We start from the raw sequence: 16,208 nt of genomic DNA on the forward strand, positions 1-16,208 counted from the left end.
CCGGCGGCGGCTCAGGCGCGGGCGCCGGTGAGGGCCGGCCAGTCGGCCGCGTCCTGCGGCCCGGTGTGGGCGGTCAGCAGGAAGAGCAGGTCCTCGGCGGCCGACCGGGGGCCGGCCCCGGGCTCCTCGTGGAAGTCCCGGATGCGGTGCGGCCGCGGCGGCGCCTCGGTGAGGGCCGGGACGCGGCGGTTCTCCAGCTGGGACAGCGGGTCGATGCGGTGCTCGTCCGGGGTGCCGGGCGAGACGATGCCGCCCTCGGCGAGCATCGGGAGCTTGTCGAGTTCGACGCCGAACTTCTTGCCGGTGAGCGGGATCTCGAAGGACAGCTTGTCGAGTCCGTCGATGATCCAGTTGGCGAAGGCGATGAGGCCGTTGACCGGCCCTTTGACGACGCCGAGGACGGCGCTGAGGCCGCCCTTGACGAGTTCGCCGATGCCGCGCAGGGCCTTCGAGACGGCGTCCTTGGCGGTGCGGAAGAAGCCGGGGATCTTGTCGGTGATCCACCGGACGACGGGCTGGACGGCGCTCTTGACGCCGCCGATGGTGCGGGAGGCGATGGAGCGCAGGGCGGTGGTCGCGGAGCGCACGGCGGAGCCGATCCTCGCGATCCCGCCGATGGCCGCGCCGACGATCCGCAGAGCGCTCTTGAAGACCGTCAGGTACGCCTTGGCGTAGGTGGTGACGGCCTTGCCGATGAGCTTCAGGACCGGCTGGAGGAAGGTCCAGACCGCCCGGAAGCCCTTGAGGGCCTGCTGGAGGCCCTGCCGGACGATCCGCTGCCCGGTCCGGGAACTGACGGCCAGTTCGACGAGGTACGCCGCGACGGGCACGATCAGGCCGACGAGGAAGCCGAGCGGGTTGGCCCGCATGGCGACGTTGACGCCTGTCATGGCGACCGAGGCGACGGTCATGACGGTGCCGAAGGTGCCCATCAGGCCGGCGATGACGTCGGTGACGGGGAGCAGGGGCAGCAGGACGCCGAGGACCGCGCCGGCGCCGGTGGCGATCCTCCGGGTGGCGGTGCGGGCCTTGCCGGCCGCGGTGCCGAGCCGCTTGACGCGGGCGGTGGCGGGGGAGCGGCGGAGCTTGTCGAGGGCGGTGCGGGTCCCGGCGGCGTTCTGGCCGAGGGTGCGCACGGCCGTGCCCGCGGTGCGGGCCGCGGTGCCGAGGGCGCCGGTGCCGCCGGCGGCCCGCTGGACGGCCTGCCGGAGGTTCCGGGCCGCGCCGCTCGCCCCCGCGGCCCCCTGCTGGAGGCTCCTCATGGGGGAGAGCGCCATGCGGAACCGCGGCATGGCGACGGCCGCGGCACTCATGCGCGGGCTCCCCGCGCCTTCACCAGGTACATGAGGGCGTCGGCGGTGGCCTTCGGGTTGTTGTCGCGGGCCGCGTGGTAGTGCTCGATGTGCAGTCCGCCGCCGGCGGAGGCGGCCGGGCCCTGGGCCTGGCGGGCCCGGCGGGCGGTGAGGGCGAGCAGCCGGTCGAGCTTGGAGAGCGGCAGGACGGCCTCGGCCTCGCCGGCCTCGGCGAGGATCGCGGGGACGCCGCCGGTGCGGGGCATGACGACACCGCCGGTGGCGAGCATCGGGATGGTCGGGATGGAGACGCCGAAGGTCTTGCCGCCGACGACGGGCACCCAGCCGGGGACGCTGACCTTGACCTTGTTCAGGGCGCCGATCATGCGGTTGATGAGGCCGATGACGGAGTTGATCGGGCCCTTCACGCCGTTCTTGATGCCGTCGAAGGCCCGGGACGCGATGGACTTCAGTCCGTTCCAGATCGAGGACATCTTGTCCTTGACCGCGCTGAACGCCCGGGGGATCGCGGACTTGATCCAGTTGACGACGGGGGTGATGACGCGCTTGATGCCGTTCCAGACGGTGCTGATCACCGTCTTGATCGCCTTCATCACCGTGGTGATGACCGTCTTCCAGACCTTCACATAGGTCTTGATGACGGTGGCGACCGCCTTGACGACGGTCGAGATGGCCTTCTTGATGCCGTTCCAGACCGTCTTGATCAGCGATCCGGCCTTCTTCATGATCGGCCCGATGGCCTTCATGACCGAGCTGATCACGCTCTTGATCGCGCTGAACGCCTTCTTCAGGACCGTCTGCATCGTCTTCGAGCGCAGCGCCATGTCGACGATCGCCTCGATGAGCGGCATGAAGAGTTCGAGCAGCCGGACCAGGAAGTTGCCCTTCATGGACCTGTTGAGCCTGTCCTGGCCCTTGGCGGCCTTGCCGGCGCCGGATTCGTACCGGGCGAGCTTGCCGCCGGCCGACTGGGCGGTGGAGCCGGCCTTCCGCATGGCCCGCTCGGCCTGGTCGGACGCGGTCTTGAGGTTCTTGAGCTGGGTGCCGGCGCCCTGGGCGTTCGTACGCAGCGTCCTGAGCTGACCGGACGCGGACCGGCCGGCGTCCCCGACCTTCTTGACCGAGGTGCCGGCGTTCGCCGCCTGGGACTTGAAACCGCTGAGGGCGGTCGACGCGTTCTTGAGGTTCCTGACGAGAGACATGGTGTACCTCCTTTCGTGGGTGGGGTCAGCGGGCGCCTGAGCCGGCGATGACGTCGTCGAGGGAGCTGATGCTGCCGCGCAGACCCTGGAACTTCTCCCGGAGGGACTCGGTCTGGGTGACGAGGTTGCTCATCGCCTGGGCGGTGTTCCCGAGCTGGGTGTCCGTGGGCAGCTTGGTGGGCTGGAAGGTGTCCAGCTCCCTGTTGAGTTTTTCGAGGCCGTCGGCGATCTTCTTCAGCTTCGCGGTGTTGACCTTCTTGATGGCCTCGCCCACCGTTCCGAGGACGGTCGCCGCCTTGTCGGCCTTGCTCTGGTTCGGCAGCCTCTGGAACGAGTTCAGGAACGAGGGGGCTTTCGCGTCGAACCTCTCCACCTGCGGGTTCAGCTTCTCGAGCGCCCTGGCCAGCGTCTCGGCCTGCTGGGCGTTGGCCGGGTTGCTCACGAGGTCGGCGAGGCTGGTGCCGCCGTTGGCGACCCGGCGTTCCCGGTCCTCGATCGCCCGGCGGGTCTGCCGGGTGACGTCGCCGTTCGCGTCGTAGCCCCGGATGAGGCCGTCGCGACTGAAGAACTCCTGGATCGACCGCTGGATGTTGGTGAGCTTGCCCGAGATGTAGAGGGCGACGCCGCCGATGACGATGGCCGCCAGGGCGCCGGCGCCGTTCGACAGCCAGTAGTTGATGGCGGTGCCGATGCCCTCGCCCTCGTACAGCTTCTCGATGCCGGCGGCGATGCCGCCGAAGCCGGCGGCCTCCCAGTACTCCGTGACGGGGTTCTTGACGATCTCCTTGTGCATCTCGTCGACCTTCTCCTTGAGGTAGGAGAAGTTGATCGACAGCTCGCCGAGGACCTCGGCGTGCTCCAGGATCTGCCGTATGTGCCCCTGGACCACCGTGATCTTGAGGTCCGCGATCAGGTCGGGGACGTTCGTTTCTGCCATGGTTGCTCCGCTTCCGGCCCGTGCGGGCCAAGCGCCGAAAAGCCCCTGCCGGTCTCCGGCAGGGGCTCGTTCGCGGGGGCGGTGCGCTGGGGGCTAGGCGTCGGGGGCCCGGCGGGGGCCGCGCCGCACCGCCGCCAGGGCGTCGTTCCAGCCGGCGGCGTACGCACGGGCCTCGTACCGGGAGACCTCGGCGCACAACGTGCCGAGCAGCGCTCTCCGGTCGAGGGCGACGGGGCCGTCGAGGAGCCGGCGGAGGCGGTCCTGGAGCGGGATGTGCGGTCGCGATGCCTCGCCCGGCTGAGTCATGGACGCCTGCCTTCCGTTGCTTGCCCGTGCGTGCGTGGCGGCGCCGCGGGGTGGGGAGCGGGGGCACCACGTTTTCGAACTGTTGTGCGAACAGAGTGTGGGACATCTGTTCGGGGTTTGTCGAGCGGGATAGGTCTGACGGCGTGTCTTCTCGTCACGTTCCCGAACGAGTTGGCGGTGATCGAAGGAAAAGTTCGAGCAGGTAATCTGGACGACGCGTTCCCTCGAACCGACCGCTCGGGGGGCGAGGGGCGCGAGGGGCGCGCGGGGGATCCCCAGGGGGCTGGAAGGCAGCACTGACGCATGGACACGGAGCCCGGAGCGAACCGGCGGGAGCGGGTGGTCGACTGGCTCGCCTCCCATCCCGATCTGCCCCACCTCTTCGCACGCCTTTCCGAGCTCGTCCACGTCCACGGGCACGCCCCCGAGGAGCTCGTGGTCATCCCCCGGTCCGAGATCGACCGCCGGGAGACCACCGCCTTCACCTCCGGCTGGGCCGAGGCCGTCTCCGACGAACTCCCCCGGATACGCCGGGAGTACGAGCGCCGGGTCGCCGACGCGTACGCCCAGGGGCAGAGCGACGCGCGGGGCATCCGGCGGCCGCAGCGCCGGACCGACGACGGCCCCCGGGACGGGGCCCGCGTCATCGCGCTGCCCTTCGCCCGGCTCCTCGAACCGCCGGCCGCCGTCGTCGAGGCGGAGGAGCGGGTGCGCCGGGAGCGCGAGCTCTTCGAACAGCGCCCCGCGCGCGAGGAGCCGTACGACCAGCGCCCCGCGCGCGAGGAGCCGTACGGGCAATCCGCCGCGTACGAGCCGGAGTTCGGCGCGCGCGAGCCGGAGCCCGAGCACGACAAGGAGCCCGCCCCCGGCCCGGAGCCGGAGTTCCCGCCCGCGGCCCAGGAGGGCCGCACGCGCCGGAACCCGCAGCCCGTCCGGAAGGTCGTCCGCGGCAAGGGCGGCCGCCCGATCGTCCCGCCGCTCTCCCACGTCCCCGGCCAGCAGGGCGCGGGCGGCGAGCGCAGGGAGCCCGACCAGCGCCCCGGCCGGGGCCGGCGCCTCTCCGAGCGGGCCAAGGCCCTGGAGGAGGACCTGGCCGCCGAGCGGACACCGGAAGCGCCCCCGGAGTCCGCCCCCTGACGGGAGCCGGACCCCGGGGGCCGGGGCGCGGACCGGTCAGCCGAAGAAACGGGCCAGCTCGCCGGCGGAGACCGCCTCGGCGGGCCGTTCCGGCTCTCCGTCCCGGCTCTCCTCCCCGTCCCCTCCGGTGCCCGGCCGGGGCACCGGCTTCGGGGGTTCGGGCTGGTCGCCGTCCTCGGTCCCGTTGACGGACAGGAACATCCAGTTGGCGACGGCCAGGTGGTCCACCGCCGCCGCCAGCAGGTGGTCGGTGACCGACCACCCGGCCGCCTCGCCGTGCAGCTCGTGCTGGACGGCGCTGCCCGGGGGCAGGTGCTTGATCAGCAGCAGCAGCCGGCGGCTGGAGAGCTCACCGCGGTGCCAGTCGAGGAGGTCGATCCCGTAGTGGCGGAGGAGGTCCGCTTCGAGGGCCTCGGCGTGTTCGTCGACGAACTCGACGAGGCTCAGTCTTCCCCCAGGCCGAGCCCGGTCTCCTTGCCGTACGCCTCCAGGACGGCGGCGATGTCCTGCATGGTGACGTCGTGCTCCTCGAAGCGGGCGAACTGCTCCTCGCCCAGCAGGAGCGCGAGCAGGCCGTCCACGTCGTTGTCGTCGAGCTTGCGCAGCGCCTTGGCGGTCGCGCGGGAGAGCTCCGTCGGAAGGGTGAAGGCGTCACCGTCCAGCTCGAAGGACCAGGTGCGGCCGTGGGCCTCCTGGCGCTGGGCACGGGCGGCGTTGACGTCGAAGCGGGCCATGGCGATGCGTACTCCTTGATCGGGTGCGTGCGAGGGGAGAGGGGGCCCGGGGCGGGACGGCGGCCGGCCGTCCCGCCCCGGAGGAGGGGTCAGGCCGAGGCGCCGGTCTTGTACTGGTCGTCCTTCATGAGGAAGGTCGCCAGCGGCTTGCCGTCGCCGTTCGACATGGCGGTGAAGGTGATGCCCAGGGTGGACGCCGCCTTGCGGGCCAGCTTGATGTCGTCGGAGGCGGTGACCTGGCCGCGCGGGATGATGAAGCGGTACGTGACTGCGGCGCCGCCGACCTTGACGTCGGTGAACTCCAGGCCGAGGGCGCGGACGTCCGCGTACGGGCGCTCGGCGATGTCGTACTTGTACGTGTCGGTCGACGCGGCCGGCTCCGCCTCGACCTTGCCGCCGCCCATGAAGAAGGGCAGCGTGTCCTCGTTGAACTGGAGCATCGAGAACTTCAGCGAGAGGTCGCGGCTGGAGTAGATGAAGTGCACCGGGGAGACCGACTGCCAGGTGTCGATCGGCTCCAGCTTGTCCTTCTTGGAGAAGGTGACGCCGTCGCCGGTGGTGTAGCCGAGGTTCGTCCAGGTCGCCGAGGCCCAGTCGGCGGCCGGGTCGGTGCCGAAGGACGGGGCGGTGGCGCCGGCGGCGGCCACGAAGAGCTTGCCCTGTCCGGCGACGCGGATCTCGGCGGAGTTGTTTCCTGCCATGGTGGTGTTCTCCTTGGGTTGGGTGAGGGCGCCGAGCCCGGGGAAGGGAAGGCCCGGGTACGGCGAAGGCCCCGCCGGTCGGCAGGGCCTGGTCTGTGGGCGAGCGGCCCGGGGGCGCGCTCGGAGGGCGGCCGTCGGGGACGGCCCGGGTCCGCCGGGGGGCGGCGGGCGGCGTCGGGAGACGGCCCGGGTCCGCCGGAAGCCGGCGGGGCGCCGTCAGAAGACGGTGAGGGAGAGGCGCAGCACGCAGAGGTAGCGGTTGGCGCCCCGGTAGAGGTAGTCGGGCAGCCAGCGCGGCCCGTCCTGCTCCTCCACGTCGTGGAAGACGTTGGCGCCGAACCGCTTGCCGATCATGGCGAGCAGCGCGCGCCGGGCGCCGTTGGCGAGCACGTGGGCGGCCTCCTTGGTGGGGCCGTACACCTCGAACTCGACGAGCGGCATGTCGACGTGCAGGTCGCCGATCCAGGCGCCGCCGCGGCGGTTCACGAGCACGGCGCTCTGCGTGCCGTCGAAGCCGGCCGGGGCCTGGACGGCGATCACCGCCCCGGCCAGTGCCGGGTCGGCCTTGAGGACGTCGACGACCAGCTTCTCGACGTCCGGGAACGCACTCGGGGGAGTGGTCATGACGGTTCTCCTCGGGAGGGGCGGTGGGGTGGCGGGGGCCGTCCGGGGGTCCCGGCGGGAGGGGGAGGGGCGCGCGGCGGCCGCCCGGACGGCGAACGGCGGAGCCGCGGCCCGTCTCGCGGGCACAGCTCCGCCGCTGCACCAACTGTGACAGAGAGCGTGCGCGCACGCAACTAAAACCGGGAGGGGACTGACCGGATCCCAGGGACACGGCCCTGACCTGCTGCGACACCTGTCCGACCACCGGCACCGGCCGATAGGTTGACCCTCCCCGACCCCTCTTCCGTCCCTCCCCGACCTTTCCCCATCCCCTTCCCGCCCCCCGAGGAGCCGCCCGTGTCCGCCCCGCGCCCCCGCCTGCTCTACGTCACCGACCTCGCCTATCCGGCCCGCGGGCGCCGCTACTGCGACGAGGACATCGACCTCACCGCGCGGCTCCGCGCCTCCTTCGACCTCGCCCTCTGCCACCCGCGCGAGGCCGCCGCCCTCATGGACGGCTTCGACGCCGTCGTCGTCCGCAACAGCGGCCCGGTCCTCCACCACCAGGAGGCGTACGACCGCTTCCGCGAGCGCGCCGGCGCCCTCGGCACCCGCGTCTACAACCCGCTCCACGGACGCGGCGACATGGCCGGCAAGCAGTACCTCGTCGACCTCACCGCCGCCGGCCGCCCCGTCATCCCCACCGTCGACCGGCCCGAGGACCTGCACCGCCTCCCCGCGGCCCGGGAGTACGCGGTCAAGCCCAAGGCCGGCGCCGACTCCATAGGGCTGCGCTTCCTCCCGCGCGAGGAGCTGTCCGGCCTCGCGGCGGACGGCGGCCTCCTCGTCCAGCCGCGGATCGACTTCGCGTACGAGGTCTCCTTCGTCTTCGTCGACGACCTCTTCCAGTACGCGCTGTACGCCCCCGACCCCGAGCGCCGCTGGGTCCTGGAGCCGTACGAACCCACCGAGGCCGACCTCGCCTTCGCCCGCGCCTTCGTCGAGTGGAACACCCTGCGCCACGGCGTCCAGCGCGTCGACGCCTGCCGCACCCGGGACGGCGACCTGCTCCTGGTCGAACTGGAGGACCTCAACCCGTACCTCTCGCTCGACCGCGTCGGCGAACCCGTCCGTGCCCGCTTCACCGAGGCGCTGACCCGCTCGCTCCACGCCTTCCTCGCGGCATGACGGAGCGCCCCGCGTCCGGTGACGGACGCGGGGCGCTCGGGGTCGTACGGAAGGTCCGCCGGCGCTCGCCGGCGCCCATGGGGGCTCGCGGGGGCTCGCGGATCAGGCGGTGCGGGTACGGCGGCGGGCCGCCCGCTCCGCCGCGAAGACGTCCTCCAGGCGGAAGAGCTGCGCCCGGCCCGCCTTGCCGGCGGCCCGCAGGTGGCCCAGCTGGACCCACTTGCGGATGGTCGCGGGGGCGACCCCCGCCTCCTCGGCGGCGAGCGGGCCCGGGACGAGGACGGGCAGGTGGGGCGAGCTCAGCACGGGGTCTCCTCCGGTTCGTCCATCGCGGCTTCGATCTCTTCCGTACGGGCCCCGGAGGCGTCCGCCAGCTCCGCCCACGCGTCCTCCCGCCACAGGTGCCGGTAGGCCGGGTCGTCCTGGCAGCCGCACACCGGGTCGGCGCACATGCAGGCCGGGTTCACGCACAGCACCGCCCGGCGGTCCGGGAAGGCGCGCAGCGAGACCGAGTCGCACCACGGGCAGCGCCCGGCCACCCGGACCACGCTCTCCGCCTCGCCCAGCGTGCGGGCGCACCGGCGGGCCATCCGCCGGACCTCGTCCCGCACGTGCCGGGCGAGGACCGGGTGCGCGGCGATGTCGTCGAGCAGCCCGACGATCCGGCGCAGCCGCTCGATGACCCCGGCCCGGGGCGGGCGGGGCAGCCCGAGGCGGGCGCGGACGGCCTCCTCCAGCTCGACCACGCCGTCCGTGACGTCCCGGATGCAGTCGGAGACGTGCAGCCGGATCGGGGCGGCGCCGTGCCCGGGGACGGCGAGGCCGTGCCGCTGCTCCAGGAGCAGCGCCTCGCGCCGCTCCTGGCGCAGGAGTGCGCCGGCGCCGGGGGGCGGGGCGGCCGGCGCGGTCCCGGCGGGGGAGCGGCGGCCGGGCGCCAGTTCCTCGGCGAGCTCCGGGAACTGGCGGACCAGGGCGGCGGCCCAGAGCGCGATGTCGCGCGGGACGGCCTCGGCGCCGCCGGAGCGCCCGCTCACGCCGTCACCCCGCCGCGCCCCGCCCCGGCCCCCGCGAGCACGCCGTCGAGCCGCGCCGCGACGGCCCGGGGGTCGAAGGGGTCGAAGGAGTCGAAGGGGTCGGAGGAGTCGGCGGGGCCGGCGGCCCCCGGGGCCCCGGCGGCCGCGTGCCGCCGGCCCGGCTTCGGGCGGGGCTTCTTCACCGGCCGCCCGTTGCGCCAGAGGCGGCCCGCGCAGACTCCGTCGAACCAGCTCTCGGCGGGGGCGACGGCCTCCTCGCACTCGCGGGGGACGGGACAGGCGGCGCAGGCCCGCAGCGCGGGGGCGGCCTGCCGCTCGCGGCGGGCGAAGACGACGGACGGGGAGAGGCCGGCGCACGCGGCGGCGGCCTGCCAGGGGGTGGGGTCGGGCTGGGACAAGACGGTTCTCTCCACGGTCCGGGGCCACCGGGACGCCGGGGACCCCGGAGGGGCCCGGCGCGCGGGGCCGGCGAGTGCGGCGGCAGCAGACTCGCATGTTGCGTGCGAGCTCGCAACTAGCGATGTGGAGGGGTCTCCATCGATTCGACACGATTGCGTGCCCGAAAGCACGTAATTCCGTGCGCGCAAGCACGCTACAGTGAGGGGCCCGGAGGGTGGGGATGATGAGGGAGCGGTAGAGCATGAACAGTCAAGGACTCGACGAGTTCGCCGGCTGGGTCGAAGGCCTGATGAGACGGCGCGGATACGACATCGACAGCCCGCGCGGCGGCGGCAAGTCCCGGATCGCGGACGAGGCCGGCGTCCACCGGGCCGCGGTGACCCGCCTGCTCCAGCGGCAGAGCATGCCCGACCTGGAGACCATGCGCCGCATCGCCCCGCTCCTCGGGGTCTCCGTCCGGGACATGCTGATCCGCTCCGGCCGGGTCACCCCGGAGGAGCTGCCGCTCGCGGCGGACCTGCTCCCGCCGACCGACTGGCAGCCCACCATGGAGGACTTCGCCCGCTGGCTGGGCGTCCCCGACGAGCGCATGGGCGTCTTCGTCAAGGTCGTCAGCCAGTTCCTGGAGCCCGACGCGGCCGACGAGCCCGACGAACCCCGCGCCGAACCCCGCCGCAGCGCCCGGGATTGACACGGGGCCGCGATTGTGCCCCACCGGGGCGGGTCCAAGATCCACCGGGCGCCCGCCCCGGCGGCGTGGCCTTTTCTTTTGACCGCAGTCCGTGCGATAGGTACGCTCATGCCTTGTGCCTGGGGTGTGCCTGGGCTCCTGTGCGTGTCCACAACCGCACGGCGAGTCCGATGTCGGCCACCGTGATCCGCGCCCTTTCCGCGCTCTGCGGAGGTCCGCCGGGTCCGACACGCCCGACCGCGTGGGTCGGTGAATGTTCCAGGTTAGTAGTACTTACGGCACACAGAAACCGGAGAAGTAGTGCCTACGATCCAGCAGCTGGTCCGGAAGGGCCGGCAGGACAAGGTCGAGAAGAACAAGACGCCCGCTCTCGAGGGTTCGCCCCAGCGCCGTGGCGTCTGCACGCGTGTGTTCACGACCACCCCGAAGAAGCCGAACTCGGCCCTCCGTAAGGTCGCGCGTGTGCGTCTGACCAGCGGCATCGAGGTCACGGCCTACATCCCGGGTGAGGGACACAACCTGCAGGAGCACTCCATCGTGCTCGTGCGTGGTGGCCGTGTGAAGGACCTGCCTGGTGTTCGTTACAAGATCATCCGCGGTTCCCTCGACACCCAGGGTGTCAAGAACCGCAAGCAGGCCCGCAGCCGCTACGGCGCCAAGAAGGAGAAGTAAGAATGCCTCGTAAGGGCCCCGCCCCGAAGCGCCCGGTCATCATCGACCCGGTCTACGGTTCTCCTCTTGTCACGTCGCTGATCAACAAGATCCTGCTCGACGGCAAGCGCTCCACCGCCGAGCGCATCGTCTACGGCGCCATGGAGGGCCTGCGCGAGAAGACCGGTGCCGACCCGGTCGTCACGCTGAAGCGCGCCCTCGAGAACGTCAAGCCGGCTCTTGAGGTCAAGTCCCGTCGTGTCGGTGGCGCCACCTACCAGGTGCCGATCGAGGTCAAGCCCGGTCGTGCCTCCACCCTCGCGCTGCGCTGGCTCGTCGGTTACTCCCGCGCCCGCCGCGAGAAGACCATGACCGAGCGCCTCATGAACGAGCTCCTGGACGCCTCGAACGGCCTGGGTGCTTCGGTCAAGAAGCGTGAGGACACGCACAAGATGGCCGAGTCCAACAAGGCCTTCGCGCACTACCGCTGGTAGTCGCAACCCCCATCGAGACCGAGAGAAGACTGAAGCCTTATGGCTACCACTTCGCTTGACCTGGCCAAGGTGCGCAACATCGGCATCATGGCCCACATCGACGCGGGCAAGACGACCACCACCGAGCGGATCCTGTTCTACACCGGTGTCTCGTACAAGATCGGTGAGGTCCACGACGGCGCCGCCACGATGGACTGGATGGAGCAGGAGCAGGAGCGTGGCATCACGATCACGTCCGCTGCCACCACCTGCCACTGGTCGCTCGAGAACGTCGATCACACGATCAACATCATCGACACGCCGGGCCACGTCGACTTCACCGTCGAGGTGGAGCGTTCGCTGCGCGTGCTCGACGGTGCCGTGACCGTGTTCGACGGCGTGGCCGGTGTCGAGCCCCAGTCCGAGACCGTCTGGCGTCAGGCGGACCGCTACGGCGTTCCGCGCATCTGCTTCGTCAACAAGCTCGACCGCACGGGCGCCGACTTCTTCCGCTGCGTCGACATGATCGTGAGCCGCCTCGGCGCGACCCCGATCGTCATGCAGCTCCCGATCGGTGCCGAGGCCGACTTCCAGGGCGTCATCGACCTCGTGAAGATGAAGGCCCTCGTCTGGTCCGCCGAGGCGACCAAGGGCGAGATGTACGACGTCGTCGACATCCCGGCCGACAAGCAGGAGCTCGCCGACGAGTGGCGCGCCAAGCTCGTCGAGGCCGTCGCCGAGAACGACGAGGAGCTCATGGAGCTCTTCCTCGAGGGCGAGGAGCCCACCGAGGAGCAGCTCTACACCGCGATCCGTCGCATCACCATCGCCTCCGGCAAGGGCGGCGACACCACGGTCACCCCGGTGTTCTGTGGCACCGCGTTCAAGAACAAGGGCGTCCAGCCCCTGCTCGACGCCGTCGTCCGCTACCTGCCGTCGCCCCTCGATGTCGAGGCCATCGAGGGCCAGGACGTCAAGGACGCCGAGGTCGTCGTCCGCCGCAAGCCGTCCGACGACGAGCCGCTGGCCGCCCTCGCGTTCAAGATCGCGAGCGACCCGCACCTCGGCAAGCTCACCTTCGTCCGGATCTACTCCGGTCGCCTGGAGGCCGGCACCGCGGTGCTGAACTCCGTCAAGGGCAAGAAGGAGCGCATCGGCAAGATCTACCGCATGCACGCCAACAAGCGTGAGGAGATCGACTCGGTGGGCGCCGGCGACATCGTCGCCGTCATGGGCCTGAAGCAGACCACCACCGGTGAGACGCTGTGCGACGAGAAGAACCCGGTCATCCTGGAGTCCATGGACTTCCCGGCGCCGGTCATCCAGGTCGCGATCGAGCCCAAGTCCAAGGGTGACCAGGAGAAGCTGGGTGTCGCCATCCAGCGTCTCGCGGAGGAGGACCCCTCCTTCCAGGTGCACTCGGACGAGGAGACCGGCCAGACCATCATCGGTGGCATGGGCGAGCTCCACCTCGACATCCTCGTCGACCGCATGCGTCGCGAGTTCAAGGTCGAGGCCAACGTCGGCAAGCCGCAGGTGGCCTACCGCGAGACGATCCGCAAGGCCGTCGAGCGCGTCGACTACACGCACAAGAAGCAGACCGGTGGTACGGGCCAGTTCGCCAAGGTCCAGATCGGCATCGAGCCGATCGAGGGCGGCGAGACCTCGTACGAGTTCGTGAACAAGGTCACCGGTGGCCGCATCCCCAAGGAGTACATCCCCTCGGTGGACGCGGGTGCGCAGGAGGCCATGCAGTTCGGCATCCTCGCCGGCTACGAGATGACCGGCGTCCGCGTCATCCTGCACGACGGTGCCTACCACGAGGTCGACTCCTCCGAGCTCGCCTTCAAGATCGCCGGCTCGCAGGCCTTCAAGGAGGCCGCGCGCAAGGCTTCGCCCGTGCTCCTCGAGCCGATGATGGCCGTCGAGGTCACCACGCCCGAGGACTACATGGGTGAGGTCATCGGCGACATCAACTCCCGCCGTGGCCAGATCCAGGCCATGGAGGAGCGGGCCGGTGCCCGCGTCGTGAAGGGCCTCGTGCCCCTCTCGGAGATGTTCGGCTACGTCGGCGACCTGCGCAGCAAGACGTCCGGCCGTGCCAGCTACTCCATGCAGTTCGACTCCTACGCCGAGGTTCCGCGGAACGTCGCCGAGGAGATCATCGCGAAGGCCAAGGGCGAGTAACGCAACCGCGTTCAACGCACCGCGTTCACACGCTTTAGGCTTGACACCGACCGGTGGGGGGCCGTCCCGAGAGGGAGGACCCCCTGCCGGGCGGCACCCCAGCAAAGATCACCTGGCGCCGATGAAGCAAGGCGTTCAGAACCACTCCACAGGAGGACCCCAGTGGCGAAGGCGAAGTTCGAGCGGACTAAGCCGCACGTCAACATCGGCACCATCGGTCACATCGACCACGGTAAGACGACCCTCACGGCCGCCATTACCAAGGTGCTGCACGACGCGTACCCGGACCTGAACGAGGCCTCGGCCTTCGACCAGATCGACAAGGCTCCCGAGGAGCGCCAGCGCGGTATCACGATCTCGATCGCGCACGTCGAGTACCAGACCGAGTCGCGTCACTACGCCCACGTCGACTGCCCCGGTCACGCGGACTACATCAAGAACATGATCACGGGTGCCGCGCAGATGGACGGCGCCATCCTCGTGGTCGCCGCCACCGACGGCCCGATGCCGCAGACCAAGGAGCACGTGCTCCTGGCCCGCCAGGTCGGCGTTCCGTACATCGTCGTCGCCCTGAACAAGGCCGACATGGTGGACGACGAGGAGATCCTGGAGCTCGTCGAGCTCGAGGTCCGTGAGCTCCTCTCCGAGTACGAGTTCCCGGGCGACGACCTGCCGGTCGTCCGCGTCTCCGCGCTCAAGGCCCTCGAGGGCGACAAGGAGTGGGGCGAGAAGCTCCTCGGCCTCATGAAGGCCGTGGACGAGTCCATCCCGCAGCCCGAGCGCGACGTCGACAAGCCGTTCCTGATGCCGATCGAGGACGTCTTCACGATCACCGGTCGTGGCACCGTCGTCACCGGCCGCATCGAGCGTGGTGTCCTCAAGGTCAACGAGACCGTCGACATCATCGGCATCAAGACCGAGAAGACCACCACCACGGTCACCGGCATCGAGATGTTCCGCAAGCTCCTCGACGAGGGCCAGGCCGGTGAGAACGTCGGTCTGCTCCTCCGTGGCATCAAGCGCGAGGACGTCGAGCGCGGCCAGGTCATCATCAAGCCGGGCTCGGTCACGCCGCACACCTCCTTCGAGGCCCAGGCGTACATCCTGTCGAAGGACGAGGGTGGCCGTCACACCCCGTTCTTCAACAACTACCGCCCGCAGTTCTACTTCCGTACCACGGACGTGACCGGCGTCGTGACCCTCCCCGAGGGCACCGAGATGGTCATGCCGGGCGACAACACCTCCATGTCCGTCGAGCTGATCCAGCCCGTCGCCATGGAGGAGGGCCTCAAGTTCGCCATCCGTGAGGGTGGCCGGACCGTCGGCGCCGGCCAGGTCGTCAAGATCAACGCCTGATCTTGAACTGACCTGGTGGCTCGCAGGAGCCGCTGAGCAGTACCGGCACCGAACGCGCGAGACCGGCAGCGAGGCGCGGGAGGGTCGCCGGCGGCGTCGCCGCGCGGGGCCGCTGGTCCGTCGGCCGTGTTCCACCCGTCACCCCCCTCGGAATCTGATGTCCCGTCACTTCGCTCCCCGGCGTCAGCCCGTACACGACGCAGTCCCCCGATCCGGGACGATACACCAGGATCGTCACACAGGGACAGGGGTGAAGTACTCTCCGTGACGATCTGGGGGCTTGCGGGCGGCGCGCGGCGGGGGCGCGCGCCGCCGGACCGGCCTCAGGTGACGCGGAGGACGTTCGCGAGCTCCTCCCCCGCCGCGAACCGTCCGACCTGCGCCGCGATCAGCCGCTTCGCCCTCGGCATGAAGGCGGAGGTGGAGCCTCCGACGTGGGGCGTGACGAGGACACCGGGAGCGTGCCACAGCGGATGCCCGGCCGGCAGCGGTTCCGGGTCGGTCACGTCCAGGGCCGCCGTGATCCGCCCGCTCTCCACCTCCTTGAGCAGCGCGTTCGTGTCGACCACCGGGCCGCGGGCGACGTTGACGAGGAGCGCTCCGTCCTTCATCCGGGCGAGGAAGCCCGCGTCGGCCAGGTGCCGGGTCTCCGGCGTGAGCGGGGTGGAGAGCACGACCACGTCGGCCTCGGGCAGCAGCGCGGGCAGGTCGGCCAGGGCGTGCACGGGGCCGCGGGGCGCGGGGCGGGCGGAGCGGGCGACGCGCACCACCCGCGCGCACTCGAAGGGCGCGAGCCGGTCCTCGATGGCCGAGCCGATCGATCCGTACCCGACGATCAGGACGGACTTGTCGGCGAGCGCCGGGTAGAAGCCGTCCCGCCACTCCTCGGCGTCCTGGCCGCGCACGAAGCGGGGGATGCCGCGCAGCGAGGCGAGGATCAGGGCGAGGGTGAGTTCGGCGGTGCTGGCCTCGTGGACGCCCTTGGCGTTGCAGACCGAGACGCCGGGGGCGAGCGCGCCGAGTCCGGGGACGACGTGGTCGATGCCGGCCGAGAGGGTCTGGACGACGCGCAGCGAGGTCATCGCGGCGAGCGGCCGGACCGCGACCTCGGCGCCCTTCATGTACGGGACGACGTAGAAGGCGCAGTCGGCGGGGTCGGCCGGGAAATCGGCTCCGCCGTCCCAGAGGCGGTAGTTCAGCCCCGACGCGCCCGGATCGGGCAGCCCGTCGATCTCTTCGGCGGGGATCGGAAGCCACACGTCGGCGGTGGCGGGTGCGAGTGTCATGACCGGGAGG

19 protein-coding genes are annotated in these 16,208 nt (G+C 71.1%); 7 read left to right on the top strand and 12 right to left on the bottom strand.

Annotated features, from left to right (window positions below):
* Nucleotides 1-11: 11 nt before the first annotated feature.
* From AB0E83_RS12740 to AB0E83_RS12755, 4 genes are all read right to left on the bottom strand, one after another.
* A complete protein-coding gene (locus AB0E83_RS12740) occupies nt 12-1,313 on the bottom strand; it encodes a tape-measure protein (protein ID WP_362109553.1) in 1,302 nt (433 codons plus the stop codon).
* Nucleotides 1,310-2,515 carry a phage tail protein gene (locus AB0E83_RS12745; RefSeq protein ID WP_362109555.1) on the bottom strand — a complete coding sequence of 402 codons (1,206 nt, stop codon included), beginning with the start codon at nt 2,513-2,515 and terminating at the stop codon, nt 1,310-1,312. The genes AB0E83_RS12740 and AB0E83_RS12745 overlap by 4 nt, the downstream gene beginning before the upstream one ends.
* Before the next feature lie 25 nt (nt 2,516-2,540).
* A complete protein-coding gene (locus AB0E83_RS12750; RefSeq protein WP_362109557.1) occupies nt 2,541-3,452 on the bottom strand; it encodes a hypothetical protein in 912 nt (303 codons plus the stop codon).
* Nucleotides 3,453-3,545: 93 nt separating this feature from the next.
* The gene (locus AB0E83_RS12755) at nt 3,546-3,758 is read right to left on the bottom strand and encodes a hypothetical protein (RefSeq protein ID WP_362109559.1); all 213 of its coding nucleotides are present in this window, start codon (nt 3,756-3,758) and stop codon (nt 3,546-3,548) included.
* A 303-nt stretch (nt 3,759-4,061) separates the two neighbouring features.
* Here AB0E83_RS12755 and AB0E83_RS12760 point away from each other — a divergent pair, with 303 nt between their 5' ends.
* Entirely contained in the window at nt 4,062-4,895 is an 834-nt protein-coding gene (locus AB0E83_RS12760; RefSeq protein ID WP_362109561.1) for a hypothetical protein, read from the top strand.
* 36 nt (nt 4,896-4,931) lie between these two features.
* Here AB0E83_RS12760 and AB0E83_RS12765 read toward each other — a convergent pair whose 3' ends face one another.
* The 4 genes from AB0E83_RS12765 to AB0E83_RS12780 form a co-directional block, all read right to left on the bottom strand.
* Nucleotides 4,932-5,273, bottom strand: a complete 342-nt coding sequence (locus tag AB0E83_RS12765; protein ID WP_362109676.1) for a hypothetical protein — start codon at nt 5,271-5,273, stop codon at nt 4,932-4,934.
* 65 nt (nt 5,274-5,338) lie between these two features.
* The gene (locus AB0E83_RS12770) at nt 5,339-5,629 is read right to left on the bottom strand and encodes a hypothetical protein (RefSeq protein WP_362109563.1); all 291 of its coding nucleotides are present in this window, start codon (nt 5,627-5,629) and stop codon (nt 5,339-5,341) included.
* Nucleotides 5,630-5,718: 89 nt separating this feature from the next.
* Nucleotides 5,719-6,330 carry a phage tail protein gene (locus AB0E83_RS12775; RefSeq protein WP_362109565.1) on the bottom strand — a complete coding sequence of 204 codons (612 nt, stop codon included), beginning with the start codon at nt 6,328-6,330 and terminating at the stop codon, nt 5,719-5,721.
* Nucleotides 6,331-6,546: 216 nt separating this feature from the next.
* Nucleotides 6,547-6,954: a hypothetical protein gene (locus AB0E83_RS12780; protein WP_362109567.1), complete on the bottom strand. Its 408-nt coding sequence runs from the start codon at nt 6,952-6,954 to the stop codon at nt 6,547-6,549.
* Between the two features lie 336 nt (nt 6,955-7,290).
* Between AB0E83_RS12780 and AB0E83_RS12785 the strand changes: the two genes are divergently transcribed.
* A complete protein-coding gene (locus AB0E83_RS12785; RefSeq protein ID WP_362109569.1) occupies nt 7,291-8,121 on the top strand; it encodes a hypothetical protein in 831 nt (276 codons plus the stop codon).
* 102 nt (nt 8,122-8,223) lie between these two features.
* Here AB0E83_RS12785 and AB0E83_RS12790 read toward each other — a convergent pair whose 3' ends face one another.
* The 3 genes from AB0E83_RS12790 to AB0E83_RS12800 are packed head-to-tail and all read right to left on the bottom strand — an operon-like array spanning nt 8,224 to nt 9,553.
* Nucleotides 8,224-8,427 (bottom strand): hypothetical protein, encoded by a 204-nt coding sequence (locus AB0E83_RS12790; protein ID WP_362109571.1) that lies wholly within the window; start codon nt 8,425-8,427, stop codon nt 8,224-8,226.
* Nucleotides 8,421-9,155 (bottom strand): hypothetical protein, encoded by a 735-nt coding sequence (locus tag AB0E83_RS12795; RefSeq protein WP_362109573.1) that lies wholly within the window; start codon nt 9,153-9,155, stop codon nt 8,421-8,423. The genes AB0E83_RS12790 and AB0E83_RS12795 overlap by 7 nt, the downstream gene beginning before the upstream one ends.
* Nucleotides 9,152-9,553, bottom strand: coding sequence for a WhiB family transcriptional regulator (locus AB0E83_RS12800; RefSeq protein WP_362109575.1), 402 nt, complete (start codon nt 9,551-9,553; stop codon nt 9,152-9,154). Before AB0E83_RS12800 ends, AB0E83_RS12795 begins: the two co-directional genes overlap by 4 nt.
* A 242-nt stretch (nt 9,554-9,795) precedes the next feature.
* Between AB0E83_RS12800 and AB0E83_RS12805 the strand changes: the two genes are divergently transcribed.
* From AB0E83_RS12805 to tuf, 5 genes are all read left to right on the top strand, one after another.
* Nucleotides 9,796-10,245, top strand: a complete 450-nt coding sequence (locus tag AB0E83_RS12805; protein WP_362109577.1) for a helix-turn-helix transcriptional regulator — start codon at nt 9,796-9,798, stop codon at nt 10,243-10,245.
* Nucleotides 10,246-10,545: 300 nt separating this feature from the next.
* Nucleotides 10,546-10,917, top strand: a complete 372-nt coding sequence (gene rpsL, locus AB0E83_RS12810; RefSeq protein WP_003948652.1) for a 30S ribosomal protein S12 — start codon at nt 10,546-10,548, stop codon at nt 10,915-10,917.
* Between the two features lie 2 nt (nt 10,918-10,919).
* Nucleotides 10,920-11,390, top strand: coding sequence for a 30S ribosomal protein S7 (rpsG, locus tag AB0E83_RS12815; protein ID WP_030494244.1), 471 nt, complete (start codon nt 10,920-10,922; stop codon nt 11,388-11,390).
* A gap of 39 nt (nt 11,391-11,429) precedes the next feature.
* Complete coding sequence (gene fusA / locus AB0E83_RS12820) at nt 11,430-13,556, top strand: elongation factor G (protein WP_362109579.1); 2,127 nt, start codon at nt 11,430-11,432, stop codon at nt 13,554-13,556.
* 162 nt (nt 13,557-13,718) lie between these two features.
* The gene (tuf, locus tag AB0E83_RS12825) at nt 13,719-14,912 is read left to right on the top strand and encodes an elongation factor Tu (protein WP_031012088.1); all 1,194 of its coding nucleotides are present in this window, start codon (nt 13,719-13,721) and stop codon (nt 14,910-14,912) included.
* Between the two features lie 323 nt (nt 14,913-15,235).
* Here tuf and AB0E83_RS12830 read toward each other — a convergent pair whose 3' ends face one another.
* Nucleotides 15,236-16,198 (bottom strand): 2-hydroxyacid dehydrogenase, encoded by a 963-nt coding sequence (locus AB0E83_RS12830; RefSeq protein ID WP_362109581.1) that lies wholly within the window; start codon nt 16,196-16,198, stop codon nt 15,236-15,238.
* Nucleotides 16,199-16,208 lie beyond the last annotated feature (10 nt).

Origin of the sequence: Streptomyces sp. NPDC035033, from assembly GCF_040636735.1 — a bacterium.
GTDB lineage: Bacteria > Actinomycetota > Actinomycetes > Streptomycetales > Streptomycetaceae > Streptomyces.

Excerpts from the sequence above, each read along its gene's own strand:
- AB0E83_RS12740 (WP_362109553.1), bottom strand. The coding sequence starts at position 1,313 with ATGAGTGCCGCGGCCGTCGCCATGCCGCGGTTCCGCATGGCGCTCTCC.
- AB0E83_RS12745 (WP_362109555.1), bottom strand. The coding sequence starts at position 2,515 with ATGTCTCTCGTCAGGAACCTCAAGAACGCGTCGACCGCCCTCAGCGGT.
- AB0E83_RS12750 (WP_362109557.1), bottom strand. The coding sequence starts at position 3,452 with ATGGCAGAAACGAACGTCCCCGACCTGATCGCGGACCTCAAGATCACG.
- AB0E83_RS12755 (WP_362109559.1), bottom strand. The coding sequence starts at position 3,758 with ATGACTCAGCCGGGCGAGGCATCGCGACCGCACATCCCGCTCCAGGAC.
- AB0E83_RS12760 (WP_362109561.1), top strand. The coding sequence starts at position 4,062 with ATGGACACGGAGCCCGGAGCGAACCGGCGGGAGCGGGTGGTCGACTGG.
- AB0E83_RS12770 (WP_362109563.1), bottom strand. The coding sequence starts at position 5,629 with ATGGCCCGCTTCGACGTCAACGCCGCCCGTGCCCAGCGCCAGGAGGCC.
- AB0E83_RS12775 (WP_362109565.1), bottom strand. The coding sequence starts at position 6,330 with ATGGCAGGAAACAACTCCGCCGAGATCCGCGTCGCCGGACAGGGCAAG.
- AB0E83_RS12780 (WP_362109567.1), bottom strand. The coding sequence starts at position 6,954 with ATGACCACTCCCCCGAGTGCGTTCCCGGACGTCGAGAAGCTGGTCGTC.
- AB0E83_RS12805 (WP_362109577.1), top strand. The coding sequence starts at position 9,796 with ATGAACAGTCAAGGACTCGACGAGTTCGCCGGCTGGGTCGAAGGCCTG.
- rpsG (WP_030494244.1), top strand. The coding sequence starts at position 10,920 with ATGCCTCGTAAGGGCCCCGCCCCGAAGCGCCCGGTCATCATCGACCCG.
- fusA (WP_362109579.1), top strand. The coding sequence starts at position 11,430 with ATGGCTACCACTTCGCTTGACCTGGCCAAGGTGCGCAACATCGGCATC.
- AB0E83_RS12830 (WP_362109581.1), bottom strand. The coding sequence starts at position 16,198 with ATGACACTCGCACCCGCCACCGCCGACGTGTGGCTTCCGATCCCCGCC.